Below are 15,850 nucleotides of genomic sequence, written 5' to 3'. Positions count from 1 at the left end.
TCATGGTTAAATCCTTATCAGTTATGGGGATAACAGATTCGGATTTTCCCATGAGTAGCATTATTGGCAGAGCCAACTTATTGCTGACCACCTCCATAGGAGGTGGTGTTCATGCAGGGATAAAAAAAATCCCCGCCAGAGCGGGGATTTTCATCTGTACAGAATTACAGCAGGTCGAAACGGTCCAGATTCATCACTTTCACCCAGGCGGCGACAAAGTCCTTCACGAACTTCTCACCGGCATCCTGGCTGGCATACACTTCTGCCAGTGCACGCAGAACCGCGTTGGAACCGAACACCAGATCGGCACGCGTTGCGGTGTATTTCACCTCTCCGCTTTGACGATCGCTGCCAGCGAACAGCTCATTTGAGTCATCGGTGGCTTTCCATTGGGTGTTCATATCCAGCAGATTGACGAAGAAATCGTTGCTGAGCACACCCACGCGATCGGTGAAGACACCGTTCTGACTGCCGTCAAAGTTGGCCCCCAGAACACGCATCCCACCCACCAGCGCAGTCATTTCTGGCGCAGTGAGCGTCAGCTGTTGGGCTTTGTCGATCAGCAGAGATTCTGTCGTCGCACTGTCCTGCTGAGCGCGATAGTTACGGAAACCATCGGCAACCGGCTTGAGCAGCTCAAACATTTCAATATCCGTCTGATCCTGACGCGCATCCACGCGGCCTGGCGTGAACGGTACGGTGATGTAAACCCCTGCCGCTTTCGCAGCCTGTTCAACACCCACCACACCGGCCAGCACGATGATGTCGGCCAGCGACGCTTTATGGGCAGACTTATAGATGCCCTCGAGGGTTGGCAACGCGCGCGCTGCAGCGGCGTTAACATCCCAGTCGCGCTGCGGTGCCAGCGCCAGACGCGCCCCGTTGGCACCTCCGCGTTTATCGCCACCACGGAAGGTGGAAGCCGACGCCCAGGCAACCGACACCAGTTCGCTAACGGACAGCCCGGAAGCTGCAATTTCTGCTTTCAGGCTTTCAATGTCCGCAGCCGTCGGCTGGAAGAATGCCTGCGGCAGCGGGTCCTGCCAGATGAGATCTTCTTTCGGGACTTCCGGACCGATGTACCGCGCTTTTGGCCCCATATCACGGTGCGTCAGTTTGAACCACGCGCGGGCAAAGGCTTCGTTGAACGCCTGCGGATCGTTGAGGAAACGACGAGAAATCTTCTCGAATTCCGGGTCCATACGCAGGGTCAGGTCGGTGACCAGCATGGTTGGCTTACGTTTTTTCGACGGGTCGAACGGATCAGGAATCATCTCTGGCGCGTCGACAGCTTCGAATTGAATTGCGCCTGCCGGACTGCGCGTCTGCACCCATTCGAATTTGAACAGGTTCTCGAAGAAGTAGTTGCTCCACTGAGTTGGGGTTTGCGTCCAGACCACTTCCAGACCGGAAGTGATAGCGTCTGCGCCCACGCCGCTGCCGTGAGTGCTCGCCCAGCCTAAACCTTGGGATTCAATCGGTGCGGCTTCTGGATCAACGCCAACATGCGTCGCTTCTGCGGCGCCGTGGGTTTTACCCAGCGTGTGACCGCCCGCGATCAGGGCCACGGTCTCTTCGTCGTTCATACCCATGTTGCCGAAGGTGGCGCGAATAGCCGCCGCCGCAGACAGTGGTTCACCGCTGGCATTTGGCCCTTCCGGGTTGACGTAAATCAGCCCCATTTCAGTCGCGGCTAACGGACGTTTCGCCAGCGCTTCCGGATCACGATGAGCCAGCCAGGTTTTTTCATCACCCCAGTTCACATCCAGATCCGGTTCCCAGACATCTTCACGCCCGGCACCAAAACCAAAGGTACGGAAGCCGGAGTTTTCCAGCGCCACGTTACCGGCCAGGATAAACAGGTCGGCCCAGGAGATTTTCTGTCCGTATTTTTGCTTAATCGGCCATAACAGACGGCGCGCTTTATCAAGGCTGACGTTGTCCGGCCAGGAGTTTAAAGGTGCAAAACGCTGTTGACCGCGCCCTGCACCGCCGCGACCGTCAACGGAACGGTAGGTGCCTGCGCCATGCCATGCCATACGAATAAACAGGCCCGCGTAGCTGCCCCAGTCGGCAGGCCACCACGGTTGAGAATCGGTCAGAAGGGCTTTGAGATCGCCTTTGAGGGCGGAGTAATCAAGTTTGCTGAATTCTTTGCGGTAGTCGAAGTCTTCACCCAGCGGGTTAGAACGGTTGGAATGTTGATTCAAAAGATCGACGCGAAGTTGCTTGGGCCACCAGTCGCGGCTGTTCGTGCCAGCGCCCGCGCTTTGGTCAGGCCCGCCTTTATGAAAAGGGCACTGTCCGGTTGATAACGTGTTATGGGTATCGTCTGTGCTCATCTCTCATGCTCCCTCTACAGTATTTAGCTTAAAGATATACACCTCTGCTTAGAAGGTATAGTTGAGATAACGCACGGATTCGATAGTTATTTCCGTTTAATTGACCCTGGAAATTATCTGCCTATTGTGTGCAGGGGCGGTGGCGTTGATATGACAGGGAAAGCGGAGGGAGAAGAAAACAAAAAACCCTCCGAAGAGGGTTTGTCGATTACAGACCCGGGCGTACGCCGAGGGTGTGACAGATGGCGTAACTCATTTCGGCGCGATTCAGGGTGTAGAAGTGGAAGTCCTTGACCCCTTCGCGGCTTAAAATCTTCACCATGTCCATCGCGATATTGGCACCGACCAGCTTGCGCGTTTCGGCATCATCGTCCAGCCCTTCGTACATTTTTGACATCCACAGCGGGATACGCACGTTGGTCATGTCGGCGAATTTCTTCGCCTGCTTGAAGTTGGACACCGGCAGGATACCTGGAATGATCTCAACATCAATGCCCGCCGTGATGCAGCGGTCGCGGAAACGCAGATAACTTTCCACGTCGAAGAAGAACTGTGTGATCGCACGGTTTGCACCGGCATCCACTTTGCGTTTCAGGTTGAGCAGATCGGCCTGCGCGCTTTTCGCTTCCGGATGCACTTCCGGATACGCCGCCACAGAGATATCAAAATCGCCGACCTCTTTCAGTAACGCCACCAGGTCGGTTGCGTACATATCCGGTTTACCGCTGCCCGGTGGCAGGTCGCCGCGCAGGGCGACGATATGGCGAATACCGTTGTCCCAGTAGTCCTGGGCGATAGTGCGCAGTTCGTCGCGGGTCGCGTCGATACAGGTCAGATGCGGTGCCGCTTCCAGACCGGTGCGATCTTTAATGCCTTTAATAATGCTGTGCGTACGGTCGCGCTCACCGGAGTTGGCACCGTAAGTCACAGAGACGAACTTCGGCTTCAGACTGCTCAGGCGATCGATTGAGCTCCACAGGGTTTGCTCCATTTCACTGGTGCGCGGCGGAAAGAATTCAAAAGAGACGTTAATCTGGCCCTGCACTTCAGCCAGGCTCTGATTCAGGGCTTCCCGCTGGTTGGCGTGAAAAAAGCTCATACCTTACCTCATCAATCGCGTGATAATTATTGCTGTTTATAAACATCTATCCATTTAGACGTCTGGATGTAAAAATGACGGAAAAGCGGGATGACGTCAACAGAAATCATCGGCATTAACGGTGAGGAATGTTCAGGAAAGATGAAGAACGTTCATGATGGCGGGGAGAAGTGCAGGGTGAGCGCGGTCTGGCGCCCTCACCCTTGCCCTCTCCCGTCGGGAGAGGGAATCAAAAAGACTACAGCAGCTGCGCCAGGCGATTAATGTCTGACTGAATCGCCCCGGCGGTGACGTCGCGCCCCGCACCTGGCCCACGAATCACCAGCGGGTTATCACGGTACCAGCGGCTTTCGATGGCGAAGACGTTATCGCACGGCAGCAACGCCGCCAGAGGGTGCTCAGGGCGAACGGCCTCAACACCGACGCGGGCTTTGCCGTTGGCGTCAAAACGCGCCACATAGCGCAGAACCAGCCCCATTTCGCGTGCCGCTTCCAGGCGTGACACCATCTGTTCGTTCAGCTCCTCACCGTTCTCGAAGAAGTGATCGACCGACCCCTCTTCGCAACCGGCCGGAACCAGCGACTCCACACGCACCTGGCCTGGCTCAATGTCGTAACCCGCTTCACGCGCCAGAATGACCAGCTTGCGCATCACGTCTTTTCCGGCGAGATCCACACGCGGATCCGGCTCCGTCAGCCCCTGCTGCCACGCCTGGTCCACCAGGTCCGTAAACGGAACGGTGCCGTCAAACTGCAGGAACAGCCAGGAGAGGGTACCGGAGAAGATACCGCTGATTGCCAGAATGCTGTCACCGCTGTCGATCAGGTCGCGCACGGTGTGGTTCACCGGCAGACCGGCACCCACAGTGGCGTTATACAGCCAGTGACGACCGGTTTTTTCAAACGCGTCGTGGATTTGGCGGTATTTATCGGTGCTGCTTGCGCCGGCCAGTTTGTTCGCGCTGATAACGTGGAAACCGTGGCTGGCAAAATCGAGGTACTGATCGGCCAGCTGCTCGCTGGCAGTGACGTCCAGCACGACCAGATCGTCGTACGGGTGCGCGCGCATCCACAGGAACAGGGACTCTTCGTCCTGCTCGACGGCTTCATCGTTGAAAAATGCGAGCGCGCGGCTGGCGTCCAGCCCGTCGTAGTTCAGCAGGCTGCGGCGGCTGTCCACCACGCCTGCTAATACAAATTCAAAACCGGTGCGTGCAGAGAGCGTCGTTTGCTCGCGGGCAAACAGCTCCAGCCAGCGGGAACCGATATTCCCCTTACCGAACAACACCAGGCCGATACGTTTTTCCGCGCGGAACAGGGTGGTGTGCAGCCCTTGAATCAGGCTCTCGGTTGGGCCTTTACGCAGCACGGCGACCAGGCTGATGCCCTCTTCCGACTGCCAGGTGAACTCCACCGGCTGGCCTTTCAGCTGTTGCCAGAAACGGTGGCAATGGAGCGGGTTACGGGTGACACCCGCGCCGACCATCGCGACCAGCGCCAGCCCCTGACGCAGGCGAAGTTCGCCCGGTAATCCGGCTTCATCAAGGATTTTCAGCGCGCTGTCGGCCACTTCGGCGGTGTAGCAGAACTGCAGCAGCTGGCGGTCATTGTGCACGCCAACGGCCAGAGGACGCACCTGGGCGCGCTTGAGGATCAGGTCGATATCTTTGTGCGCCAGTTTGAAATCTTGTCCGGCAGGCACCTGGAATTCGATCAGGCAAATATCATCGTGACTGGTCACGATGCGTGCGCCTGTGCCCGAGGCCAGTACGCGTTCGATGCGGGTCGAACCTTTATCTGGGGTGTAACTACAGCGCAGCTGCAGGTCGATATCGCTGCCCGAAACAGGCTGTAAGGTACGGGCGTGCAGCACCGGTGCTGCCAGACGCGCCAGCTCACTGGCTTCGTCCAGACGCAGCAGCGGCAGCAGACAGGCGTCTTTTACTTTGCGCGGATCGGCGCTATACACCCCGGCCACATCGCTCCAGATAGTGACGCGCGACGCCCCCGCCAGCGCACCGATTTGCGTTGCCGAGTAGTCCGAGCCGTTACGGCCCAGCAGCACGGTTTCGCCCGCGTTGCTGCGGCTGATAAAGCCCGTCACGACGATGCGTTTGCCCGGATGCTGCACCAGAAGCTGTTGCAGCAGAGGATAAGAGAGGCCCTCGTCGACCTGCGGTTGCGCCGCACGCTCAGCGCGCAGGAAATCGCGCGCGTCCAGCCACGCGGCCTCCAGCCCTTGCTGCTCGAGGACTGCCGCCATTAGGCGCGCAGACCAGACTTCACCGTGGCCGACCACTTCAGCGTAAACTGCTTCGGTCACGCCGCTGTCCAGCAATCCGGCCAGGCGCTCCAGATCGTGAACAAATGCGCTGATGAGGCTGTCTGCCGCGTCCGCAGGCAGCAGGCCGGCGATCAGATCGCTCTGATAGCGGCGTAACGTTTGTTGAACCTGATGCGCAGAAAGGCGATCGGTCTGGCTTAATTTCAGCCAGCTAATCAACTGGTTGGTAGTGCTGCCTGCCGCCGAGACAACCATCATGTCACCCGGCATCGAATACTCCGCCATGATCCCTGCGACACGCAGGTAACATTTCACATCAGCAAGACTACTACCACCAAACTTGTGCAGCTGGCGACCCTTCGCCCCTGCCTGCGCTATCACACTCATGATTACCCCTTGGCTGCGACCCGGAAGGCATTTTCCAGATCGGCAATTAAATCTTCACAGTCTTCAATACCGGTTGAGATGCGTAACAGCGTCTCGGAAATTCCGGCGGCGGCACGCGCCTCTGGCGCCATGCCTGCGTGCGTCATTGTCGCGGCGTGGGAGATCAAGCTTTCGACTCCCCCTAAGGATTCCGCCAGCGTAAACAGTGACAACCCGCTCAGGAAGCGACGCAGCGTTTGCTCATCGCCATCCAGTTCAAAACTTAACATCGCGCCAAAACCTTTTTGCTGACGCGCGGCAATCTCGTGGCCCTGATTTTCCGGCAGCGACGGGTGATATAACTTTTTCACCAGCGGCTGCTTTTTCAGGAATTCGACAATCGCCTGGGCATTACGCTGTGCCACTTCCATGCGCGGCGACAGTGTACGCAGACCGCGCAACAGCAGATAGCTGTCGAACGCGCTGCCGGTGACGCCAATGTTATTGGCCCACCATGCCAGTTCGGTGACAACCTCCGGATCTTTTGCAATCACCACCCCGGCGACCACGTCCGAGTGGCCGTTCAAATATTTGGTGCATGAATGCAATACCAGATCCGCACCCAGCGAAAGTGGGTTCTGAAGCGCCGGACTGAGGAACGTATTATCCACTACACTTATCGCTCCCGCATCCCTTGCGAGCTGACAAATTTTCGCAATATCGACAACGCGCAGTAATGGATTGCTTGGACTTTCCACCAGAACCAGCTTTGGCTTTTGGGCCAGCGCCTGTTGTAGCGCTTTTTCGTCATTCTGATCGACGAATAAAACACGGTAACAGCCGCGTTTTTCCAGGCTGTCGAACAGACGGTAGCTGCCGCCGTAACAGTCGTGCGGAGCCACCAGCAGATCGCCAGGTTTCAGGAACACGGTCGTCACCAGGTGAATGGCTGACATGCCGGTATTGGTCAGTACCGCGCCTGCACCGCCTTCCAGCTCCGCCAGCGCGCGCTGGGTCACGTCACGCGTAGGGTTGCCACGACGCGAATAGTCATGCGCACGGGGTTCATTAAATCCGGTGAAATTGTATGTACTGGAAAGATGAATCGGCGGGACAACGCAGCCGTACTGCTCGTCATCATTTAATCCGCTACGCACTGCGATAGTGGCCTGTTTACGCGTCATGGTGAAGGCTTCCTGGCGAAAGAGGTGAAAAGTCAGGCACCAGAGTAAACACTGAAACTATAGACGTCAATACATCTGGACATCTAAACTTCTTTGCGTATAGATTGAGCAATGCGAGAATAGCCGTTAAAATTACATGCTTTAGGACACGCCGCCGACGCAATATCCGTGTCACGGTATCGTCCTTACGGTAAACTACGCGAGATTACGGTTAAAAGCCTTATAAAAGGTAAGGTTTTAGCCTTTATTAATGACAAAGAGGATTAAAGGTCTCATGGCTGAATGGAGCGGCGAATATATCAGCCCATACGCTGAGCACGGTAAGAAGAGTGAACAAGTAAAGAAAATTACGGTTTCCATTCCTCTGAAGGTGTTGAAGATCCTCACCGATGAACGCACGCGTCGTCAGGTGAACAACCTGCGTCACGCGACCAACAGCGAACTGCTGTGCGAAGCATTTCTGCATGCGTTTACTGGTCAGCCGTTGCCGAACGATGAAGACCTGCGCAAAGAGCGTAGCGATGAAATCCCGGAAGCGGCGAAAGTGATCATGCGTGAACTGGGTATCGACCCGGATACGTGGGAATACTAACTGCGGTGTGATCCCGCTGAGGTGACTCAGCGGGATGGTTTCCTAGAAGTTGTAGCCCAGGCCGACACGCAGACGCGTCTGGCGATCGTCGCTGGTGGCCGTGTTATAGCCTGAAGAGACGTTGCCCACTTCGATAAACGGGATCCATGAGTCGATGTTATAAGCCACGCGGAAGTTATATTCGTAATCTTCTTTTTTATTGTTATACAGATCTTCGTTGTCGGCGAACTTATAAATTCCGTTCAGCTCGAACATCCAGTTATCAATATTATAACCCAGCCACATTTCCGGGCGATAAACCATACGGTCGTCTTTACCATCCGCGTTACGGCGAGTGTATTCTGTACGATAACGGAAGGCCGTCCACCAGCTGTCATTAATATTATATTGCACGCGCAGATAAGGCTTATAAATGGTCATGTCGTCACCCATTTCTACAGCGACGCCCGGTTGCCAGATAAAATTTTGCCAGGTGAACTGATAGCTGGCGGTATATTCGTTGCTGTTACTTTCCATATTATTAAGCGCGTCGTTAGACTGCTTCTCATCGGAGCGAGATACCGCCTCCACAGCCACGCCAAACCCAGTGCCAAAGCGATGAGACATGTACACACGGTCGTAGTTACGCCCGTCGTCATAATACTCGTGTCGGTAATCAACGTATCCCGCTTGCGCTGCACAAGATAATAATGGCAGCACAAATAACAGTTGCTTCATTTTCATAACAGTTCCCTCGAAGTAAACGCGCCCTGAAAGCCATTGCAGATGAAATGGCAAATAAGAATTTATGTCGAGCGAAGTGTAATTTTACGCAATGAGGGAAACCTTTTATTTTTTGACACACAAAGAAAAACAATGGCAAAGAATTAAAGAATACGAAGATGCAGTTCACTAACCGTTAAAGAATACACCAGACGAATATATTAAATACAACAGTACCTGGTTATTTATTTTTAAGATAAATATTAAATGCGGATTTATTCAGGACGGATATTACAGGCACAAAAAAAGCGCCTTTCGGCGCTTTTTTTTCGGGGAGCTTATTTAGCGCCCGGGATGCTGAAACGCTTGTTGAAGCGGTCAACACGGCCACCGGTTGCAACATCACGCTGCTTACCAGTGTAGAACGGGTGGCATTGACCACAAACGTCCAGGTTCAGATCGTGACCCACTGTAGAGCGGATTTTGATCGCGTTACCGCAAGAGCAGTTTGCAGTAATAAAATCGTATTTCGGGTGAATATCTTTTTTCATGGGGAGAACCTCAGTTAAGGCCGCGTCGCTCTTCCAGCCCTAACGCCAGACACCACGCGATGTTAATAATTGCCCGTAGCCTTCCTCGCCGCTTCTGCGTTAGCTGCATTCCAGCAGCGCGAAATCTTCGGGTAATAGCTATTTTGATGCGGATAAACCTACACCAAAGGCGGCGAATCATACAGAATTCAACCAGTGTATGCAAACTGATCCGCACGCCTACAGCAACTAATGTGTATACTAACGCGCCACTTTTCAAGTCAGGAAGATTCGATGCCCGTCGCTCACGTTGCCCTGCCCGTTCCGCTTCCCCGCACCTTTGACTATCTGCTGCCCGACAGCATGAGCGTCAAAGCGGGCTGTCGCGTGAGCGTGCCCTTTGGTAAGCAGCAGCGCGTCGGGATCGTAGTATCAGTAAGCGATAAAAGCGAGCTGCCCCTCAACGAACTGAAAGCCGTGGTCGAAGTTCTGGACGACGAGCCGGTTTACTCGTCCAGTGTCTGGCGGCTGCTGCTGTGGGCCGCTGATTATTATCATCACCCGATTGGCGACGTGCTGTTCCACGCCCTGCCGATTCTGCTGCGTCAGGGCAAAAGCGCCAGCCATGCGCCGATGTGGTACTGGTTTGCCACCGAGCAGGGCCAGGCCGTGGATATCAACAGCCTTAAGCGCTCTCCTAAACAGCAGCAGGCGCTTGCCGCGCTGCGTCAGGGAAGGATTTGGCGTCATCAGGTGACTGACCTGGATTTTAACGACGCGGCGCTGCAAGGGTTACGCAAGAAAGGTCTTTGCGAGCTTGCCAGCGAATCTCCGGCGCTGGTGGACTGGCGCACCGGGTTCTCCGTGGCGGGCGATCGCCTGCGTCTTAACACCGAGCAGGCCACCGCCGTAGGGGCCATTCACAGCGCCTCCGACCGTTTCTCTGCCTGGTTACTCGCGGGCGTCACCGGGTCCGGTAAGACTGAAGTCTATCTGAGTATTCTCGAAAACGTGCTCGCTCAGGGCAAACAGGCGCTGGTGATGGTGCCGGAAATCGGCCTCACGCCACAAACTATCGCCCGTTTTCGCGAACGCTTTAACGCCCCGGTGGAGGTGCTGCACTCCGGTTTAAACGATACCGAGCGCCTCAGCGCCTGGCTGAAAGCCAAAAACGGTGAGGCCGCAATTGTGATTGGCACCCGTTCATCACTCTTTACACCCTTTAAAAATCTTGGCGTCATCGTGATCGACGAAGAGCATGACAGCTCCTATAAGCAGCAGGAAGGCTGGCGTTATCACGCTCGCGATCTGGCGGTGTATCGGGCGCACAGCGAGCAGATTCCGATTATTCTTGGCTCAGCAACGCCTGCGCTGGAAACGCTGCATAACGTGCGTCAGCGCAAATATCACATGCTGCGTCTGACGCGCCGCGCGGGAAATGCACGCCCGGCGACGCAGCACGTGCTGGATCTGAAAGGTCAGCCGGTGCAGGCGGGGCTGGCTCCCGCGCTCATCAGCCGTATGCGTCAGCACTTACAGGCCGACAATCAGGTGATTCTGTTCCTGAACCGCCGCGGGTTCGCGCCGACGCTGCTGTGCCACGACTGCGGCTGGATTGCCGAGTGCCCGCGCTGCGATCACTACTACACCCTGCACCAGGCGCAGCATCATCTGCGCTGCCACCATTGTGACAGCCAGCGCCCGGTGCCGCGCCAGTGCCCGTCGTGCGGCTCCACGCATATGGTGCCTGTGGGTCTGGGTACCGAGCAGCTTGAACAGGCGCTCGCGCCGTTCTTCCCCGGCGTACCGCTGTCGCGTATCGATCGCGATACCACCAGCCGTAAAGGGGCGCTTGAACAACAGCTAGCCGAAGTGCATCGCGGCAGTGCGCGTATTCTGATTGGTACGCAGATGCTGGCCAAAGGCCACCACTTCCCGGACGTGACGCTGGTGGCATTGCTGGATGTCGATGGCGCACTGTTCTCCGCCGATTTCCGTTCCGCCGAGCGCTTTGCCCAGCTCTATACCCAGGTTGCAGGCCGCGCCGGACGTGCCGGAAAACAGGGCGAAGTGGTGCTGCAAACCCATCATCCCGAACATCCGCTGCTGCAAACCTTGCTGCATAAAGGCTACGACGCGTTTGCCGAGCAGGCGCTGGCCGAGCGTCAGACCCTGCAGCTGCCGCCGTGGACCAGCCATGTGATTATCCGCGCTGAAGATCATAACAATCAGCAGGCCCCACTTTTCCTGCAGCAGCTTCGCAATCTGCTGCAGGCCAGCCCGCTGGTGGACAATCAGCTGTGGATATTAGGCCCGGTCCCGGCGCTGGCCCCTAAACGCGGTGGCCGCTATCGCTGGCAGATTCTGCTCCAGCACCCGTCGCGTGTACGTCTGCAACACGTCATCAGCGGCACGCTGGCGCTGATCAATACCCTGCCCGAGGCGCGCAAAGTGAAGTGGGTTCTCGACGTCGATCCGATTGAAGGTTAACGATTGCTGCGAGAGTGATCGAAAAATTTAACGCACCTCACACTTTTTATGAAAATTCTGTAACCGCTTCCACAAACTATCTGTAAAAATGGATGCGTCAGAAGTTCGGTGGTCCTGCGAGGAGAAGACGTTGAAGTCCAGGAAAGAGGTTGCTTCGGCGACCATGAAAGACGTTGCCCAGAGAGCCAAAGTATCCACGGCAACGGTGTCCCGCGCATTAATGAACCCGGATAAAGTCTCTCAGGCGACGCGTAATCGCGTCGAGCAGGCGGCGCTGGAAGTGGGCTATTTGCCGCAAGCCATGGGGCGTAATGTAAAGCGTAACGAATCGCGTACAATTCTGGTTATCGTGCCGGATATTTGCGATCCCTTCTTCAGCGAAATAATCCGTGGCATTGAAGTGACCGCTGCGGAACAAGGCTATCTGGTGCTGATCGGCGATTGTGCCCACCAGAATCAGCAAGAAAAAACCTTTATTGACCTGATTATCACCAAGCAGATCGACGGCATGCTGCTGCTCGGCTCGCGCCTGCCGTTTGATGCCAGTATCGAAGAGCAACGCAATCTGCCGCCGATGGTAATGGCGAATGAGTTCGCGCCAGAACTGGAGCTGCCGACCGTCCACATCGATAACCTCACCGCCGCCTTTAACGCCGTGAATTATCTTCAGGAACTTGGGCACAAGCGCATTGGCTGTATCGCCGGGCCGGAAGAGATGCCGCTGTGCCACTATCGCCTGCAGGGTTACGTTCAGGCGCTGCGTCGCGCGGGTGTGACGGTCGATCCACATTACATCGCCCGTGGCGATTTCACCCTCGAAGCCGGTGGCCTCGCACTGGAAAAATTACTCGCGCAACCAGAGCCGCCAACCGCCGTGTTCTGTCACAGCGATGTGATGGCGCTGGGCGCATTGTCCTACGCCAAACGTCGCGGTCTGCGGGTGCCAAAAGACTTGTCCATCATTGGCTTCGATAACATTTCGCTCTCCGAGTTTTGCGATCCGCCGCTCTCGACGGTCGCACAGCCGCGCTACGACATTGGCCGCGAAGCGATGCTCTTGCTTCTCGATCAGCTGCACGGTCAAACGGTCAGCAGCGGCTCGCGTTTACTCGATTGCGAGCTGATCATTCGAGGCTCCACACAGGCGCTTACTTAAAGTAAATGTCTTTCAGACTCCCTTATCTGGTCAAAGGCCCGCCGCTTAAGTAACATGGCGGGCTGACGAACGAATAAATACAGCGAAACGATAGTGGCACAACGAGATTATGTACGTCGCGGCCAGCCGGCACCTTCGCGACGCAAAAAGAGCACCTCACGGAGCAAGCAGCGTAGCCTGCCCTCTGTCTCGCCAGCAATGGTCGCGATTGCTGCCGCCGTTCTGGTGGCCTTCATCGGTGGTCTGTACTTTATTACTCACCACAAGAAAGAAGATGCTGAAGCCCTTCAGGGCAACAAGGTCGTAGGCAATGGTTTGCCGCCAAAACCGGAAGAGCGCTGGCGCTATATCAAAGAGCTGGAGAGCCGTCAGCCGGGTGTGCGTGCGCCCACTGAGCCTTCCGCCGGTGGTGAAGTGAAAAACGCCGATCAGCTGACCAACGAACAGCGCCAGCTGCTGGCCCAGATGCAGGCCGACATGCGCCAGCAGCCAACTCAGCTGAACGAAGTGCCGTGGAATGAACAGACGCCACAGCAGCGCCAGCAAACCCTGCAACGTCAGCGCCAGGTTCAGCAGCAAGTGCAACAGCAACAACAGCAGCAGTGGACGCAAACGCAGCCAGTGCAGCAGCCTCGTACGCAGCCGCGCGTGACGGAACAACCGTATCAGCAGCCGCAGCAACAAACGCGTACGGTGCAGACTCAGCCAGTTCAACAGCCGCCGAAAACGCAAACGCAAAAACCGGCGACGTCGACTCAGCCGTATCAGGATCTGCTGCAAACGCCTGCGCATACCGCCGCGCAGCAGCCTAAAGCGCAGCCACAGCAGAGCGCACCGGTGGCACAGGCAACCGAGGCGCCGAAGCAGACGGCAGAGAAAAAAGATGAGCGCCGCTGGATGGTTCAGTGCGGTTCGTTTAAAGGCGCAGAGCAGGCCGAAACCGTGCGCGCCCAGCTCGCGTTCGAAGGATTTGATTCACGCATTACCACCAATAACGGCTGGAATCGCGTGGTCATTGGCCCGGTCAAAGGCAAAGATAATGCCGATGGGACCATTAGCCGTCTTAAGATCGCCGGCCACACAAACTGCATTCGACTCGCTTCCGGGGGTTGAAACCCCCAAAATCCCCCCCATCTATCATTCTATTCAGCCCCGAGCACAGGCTCGGGGTATCTGTTCCCAATTTGTAACCAGGGGGTCTGCTCGTGACAACAATTGTAAGTGTACGCCGTAACGGCCATGTGGTAATTGCCGGCGACGGCCAGGCCACGCTGGGTAATACCGTCATGAAAGGCAACGTGAAGAAAGTTCGCCGTCTGTATAACGACAAAGTGATCGCCGGTTTCGCTGGCGGCACCGCTGACGCCTTTACGCTGTTTGAACTGTTTGAACGTAAACTGGAAATGCATCAGGGCCATCTGGTCAAAGCCGCCGTTGAGCTGGCGAAAGACTGGCGTACCGACCGCATGCTGCGCAAACTTGAAGCGCTGCTGGCCGTCGCCGATGAAAACGCGTCGCTGATCATTACCGGTAATGGTGACGTCGTTCAGCCAGAAAACGATCTGATTGCTATCGGCTCCGGCGGTCCTTACGCCCAGGCCGCAGCGCGCGCTCTGCTGGAAAATACCGAACTGAGCGCCCGCGAAATTGCCGAGAAGGCGTTGGGTATTGCAGGTGATATCTGCATCTACACCAACCACTTCCATACCATCGAAGAATTGAACTCTAAAGCGTAAGGATCTCCCATGTCTGAAATGACCCCACGCGAAATTGTCAGCGAGCTGAACAAGCACATCATTGGCCAGGATAACGCGAAACGCTCCGTTGCCATTGCCCTGCGTAACCGCTGGCGCCGCATGCAGCTCGACGAAGAGCTGCGCCATGAAGTGACGCCAAAAAACATTCTGATGATCGGCCCGACCGGTGTCGGTAAAACCGAAATCGCCCGTCGTCTGGCGAAACTCGCCAACGCGCCGTTCATCAAAGTCGAAGCCACCAAGTTCACCGAAGTGGGCTACGTGGGGAAAGAAGTGGATTCCATCATCCGCGATCTGACCGACTCTGCGATTAAAATGGTGCGCATTCAGTCGATCGAGAAAAACCGCTACCGCGCTGAAGAGATGGCGGAAGAGCGTATTCTCGACGTGCTGATCCCACCGGCGAAAAATAACTGGGGACAGTCCGAGCAACCGGCTGAGCCTTCTGCGGCGCGCCAGTCCTTCCGCAAAAAACTGCGTGAAGGAGAGCTGGACGACAAAGAGATTGAAATCGATCTCGCCGCGGCACCTATGGGTGTTGAAATCATGTCCCCTCCGGGCATGGAAGAGATGACCAGCCAGCTGCAGTCCATGTTCCAGAACCTGGGCGGCCAGAAGCAAAAACCGCGTAAGCTGAAAATCAAAGACGCGATGAAGCTACTGATCGAAGAAGAAGCGGCAAAACTGGTGAACCCGGAAGAGCTGAAACAAGACGCTATCGACGCGGTTGAGCAGCACGGTATCGTGTTCATCGATGAAATCGACAAAATCTGTAAGCGCGGCGAATCCAACGGCCCGGACGTGTCCCGCGAAGGCGTTCAGCGCGACCTGCTGCCGCTGGTTGAGGGCTGCACCGTGTCGACCAAACACGGCATGGTCAAAACCGACCATATCCTGTTTATCGCATCTGGTGCATTCCAGGTGGCTAAGCCTTCCGATTTAATCCCGGAACTGCAGGGCCGTCTGCCAATTCGCGTTGAGCTGCAGGCGCTGACCACCGAAGATTTCGAGCGCATCCTGACCGAGCCAAATGCTTCCATTACCGTGCAGTACAAAGCGCTGATGGCGACCGAAGGCGTGAACATTGAGTTCACCGAAGACGGTATCAAACGCATCGCACAGGCCGCGTGGCAGGTGAACGAAACCACCGAGAACATCGGTGCGCGTCGTCTGCATACGGTGCTGGAGCGTCTGGTGGAAGATATCTCTTATGAGGCCAGCGATCTGAACGGTCAGAGTATTACCATTGATGCAGATTATGTGAGTAAACATCTGGATGCGTTAGTGGCAGATGAAGATCTGAGCCGTTTTATCCTATAATCGCGCTTAATGTAATTTCATCATCATT

General features: G+C 56.0%; 12 protein-coding genes. 6 read left to right on the top strand and 6 right to left on the bottom strand.

Going from position 1 to position 15,850, the window contains the following annotated elements; all coding sequences use genetic code 11:
• Nucleotides 1-164: 164 nt before the first annotated feature.
• The 4 genes from katG to metB form a co-directional block, all read right to left on the bottom strand.
• Nucleotides 165-2,342, bottom strand: coding sequence for a catalase/peroxidase HPI (gene katG / locus F153LOC_RS20295; protein WP_100778387.1), 2,178 nt, complete (start codon nt 2,340-2,342; stop codon nt 165-167).
• Nucleotides 2,343-2,550: 208 nt separating this feature from the next.
• Entirely contained in the window at nt 2,551-3,441 is an 891-nt protein-coding gene (metF, locus tag F153LOC_RS20290) for a methylenetetrahydrofolate reductase (RefSeq protein WP_102105674.1), read from the bottom strand.
• A gap of 238 nt (nt 3,442-3,679) precedes the next feature.
• Nucleotides 3,680-6,112, bottom strand: coding sequence for a bifunctional aspartate kinase/homoserine dehydrogenase II (locus F153LOC_RS20285; RefSeq protein ID WP_102105675.1), 2,433 nt, complete (start codon nt 6,110-6,112; stop codon nt 3,680-3,682).
• A gap of 2 nt (nt 6,113-6,114) precedes the next feature.
• Nucleotides 6,115-7,275, bottom strand: a complete 1,161-nt coding sequence (gene metB / locus F153LOC_RS20280; protein WP_100778384.1) for a cystathionine gamma-synthase — start codon at nt 7,273-7,275, stop codon at nt 6,115-6,117.
• 274 nt (nt 7,276-7,549) lie between these two features.
• Between metB and metJ the strand changes: the two genes are divergently transcribed.
• A complete protein-coding gene (gene metJ, locus F153LOC_RS20270; RefSeq protein ID WP_015960995.1) occupies nt 7,550-7,867 on the top strand; it encodes a met regulon transcriptional regulator MetJ in 318 nt (105 codons plus the stop codon).
• 42 nt (nt 7,868-7,909) lie between these two features.
• Here the strand turns inward: metJ and F153LOC_RS20265 are convergent, their stop codons facing one another.
• Both F153LOC_RS20265 and rpmE read right to left on the bottom strand, forming a co-directional pair.
• A complete protein-coding gene (locus tag F153LOC_RS20265) occupies nt 7,910-8,590 on the bottom strand; it encodes an oligogalacturonate-specific porin KdgM family protein (RefSeq protein WP_102105676.1) in 681 nt (226 codons plus the stop codon).
• A 317-nt stretch (nt 8,591-8,907) separates the two neighbouring features.
• Nucleotides 8,908-9,120 (bottom strand): 50S ribosomal protein L31, encoded by a 213-nt coding sequence (gene rpmE, locus F153LOC_RS20260; RefSeq protein WP_015960996.1) that lies wholly within the window; start codon nt 9,118-9,120, stop codon nt 8,908-8,910.
• Nucleotides 9,121-9,393: 273 nt separating this feature from the next.
• On the opposite strand from rpmE, the gene priA reads away from it, so the two are divergent.
• The 5 genes from priA (at nt 9,394) to hslU (ending at nt 15,822) form a co-directional block, all read left to right on the top strand.
• Nucleotides 9,394-11,589 (top strand): primosomal protein N', encoded by a 2,196-nt coding sequence (priA, locus tag F153LOC_RS20255; protein ID WP_102105677.1) that lies wholly within the window; start codon nt 9,394-9,396, stop codon nt 11,587-11,589.
• A 130-nt stretch (nt 11,590-11,719) separates the two neighbouring features.
• Complete coding sequence (gene cytR / locus F153LOC_RS20250) at nt 11,720-12,745, top strand: DNA-binding transcriptional regulator CytR (RefSeq protein WP_100778380.1); 1,026 nt, start codon at nt 11,720-11,722, stop codon at nt 12,743-12,745.
• A gap of 93 nt (nt 12,746-12,838) precedes the next feature.
• Complete coding sequence (gene ftsN, locus F153LOC_RS20245) at nt 12,839-13,858, top strand: cell division protein FtsN (protein WP_100778379.1); 1,020 nt, start codon at nt 12,839-12,841, stop codon at nt 13,856-13,858.
• A gap of 92 nt (nt 13,859-13,950) precedes the next feature.
• Complete coding sequence (hslV, locus tag F153LOC_RS20240) at nt 13,951-14,481, top strand: ATP-dependent protease subunit HslV (protein WP_100778378.1); 531 nt, start codon at nt 13,951-13,953, stop codon at nt 14,479-14,481.
• Nucleotides 14,482-14,490: 9 nt separating this feature from the next.
• Entirely contained in the window at nt 14,491-15,822 is a 1,332-nt protein-coding gene (hslU, locus tag F153LOC_RS20235; RefSeq protein ID WP_100778377.1) for an HslU--HslV peptidase ATPase subunit, read from the top strand.
• The last annotated feature ends 28 nt before the right edge of the window (nt 15,823-15,850 follow it).

The organism is Lelliottia sp. F153 (assembly GCF_002870005.1).
Taxonomy (GTDB): domain Bacteria; phylum Pseudomonadota; class Gammaproteobacteria; order Enterobacterales; family Enterobacteriaceae; genus Enterobacter; species Enterobacter nimipressuralis.
This window is presented reverse-complemented; position numbering and strand designations above follow the sequence as displayed.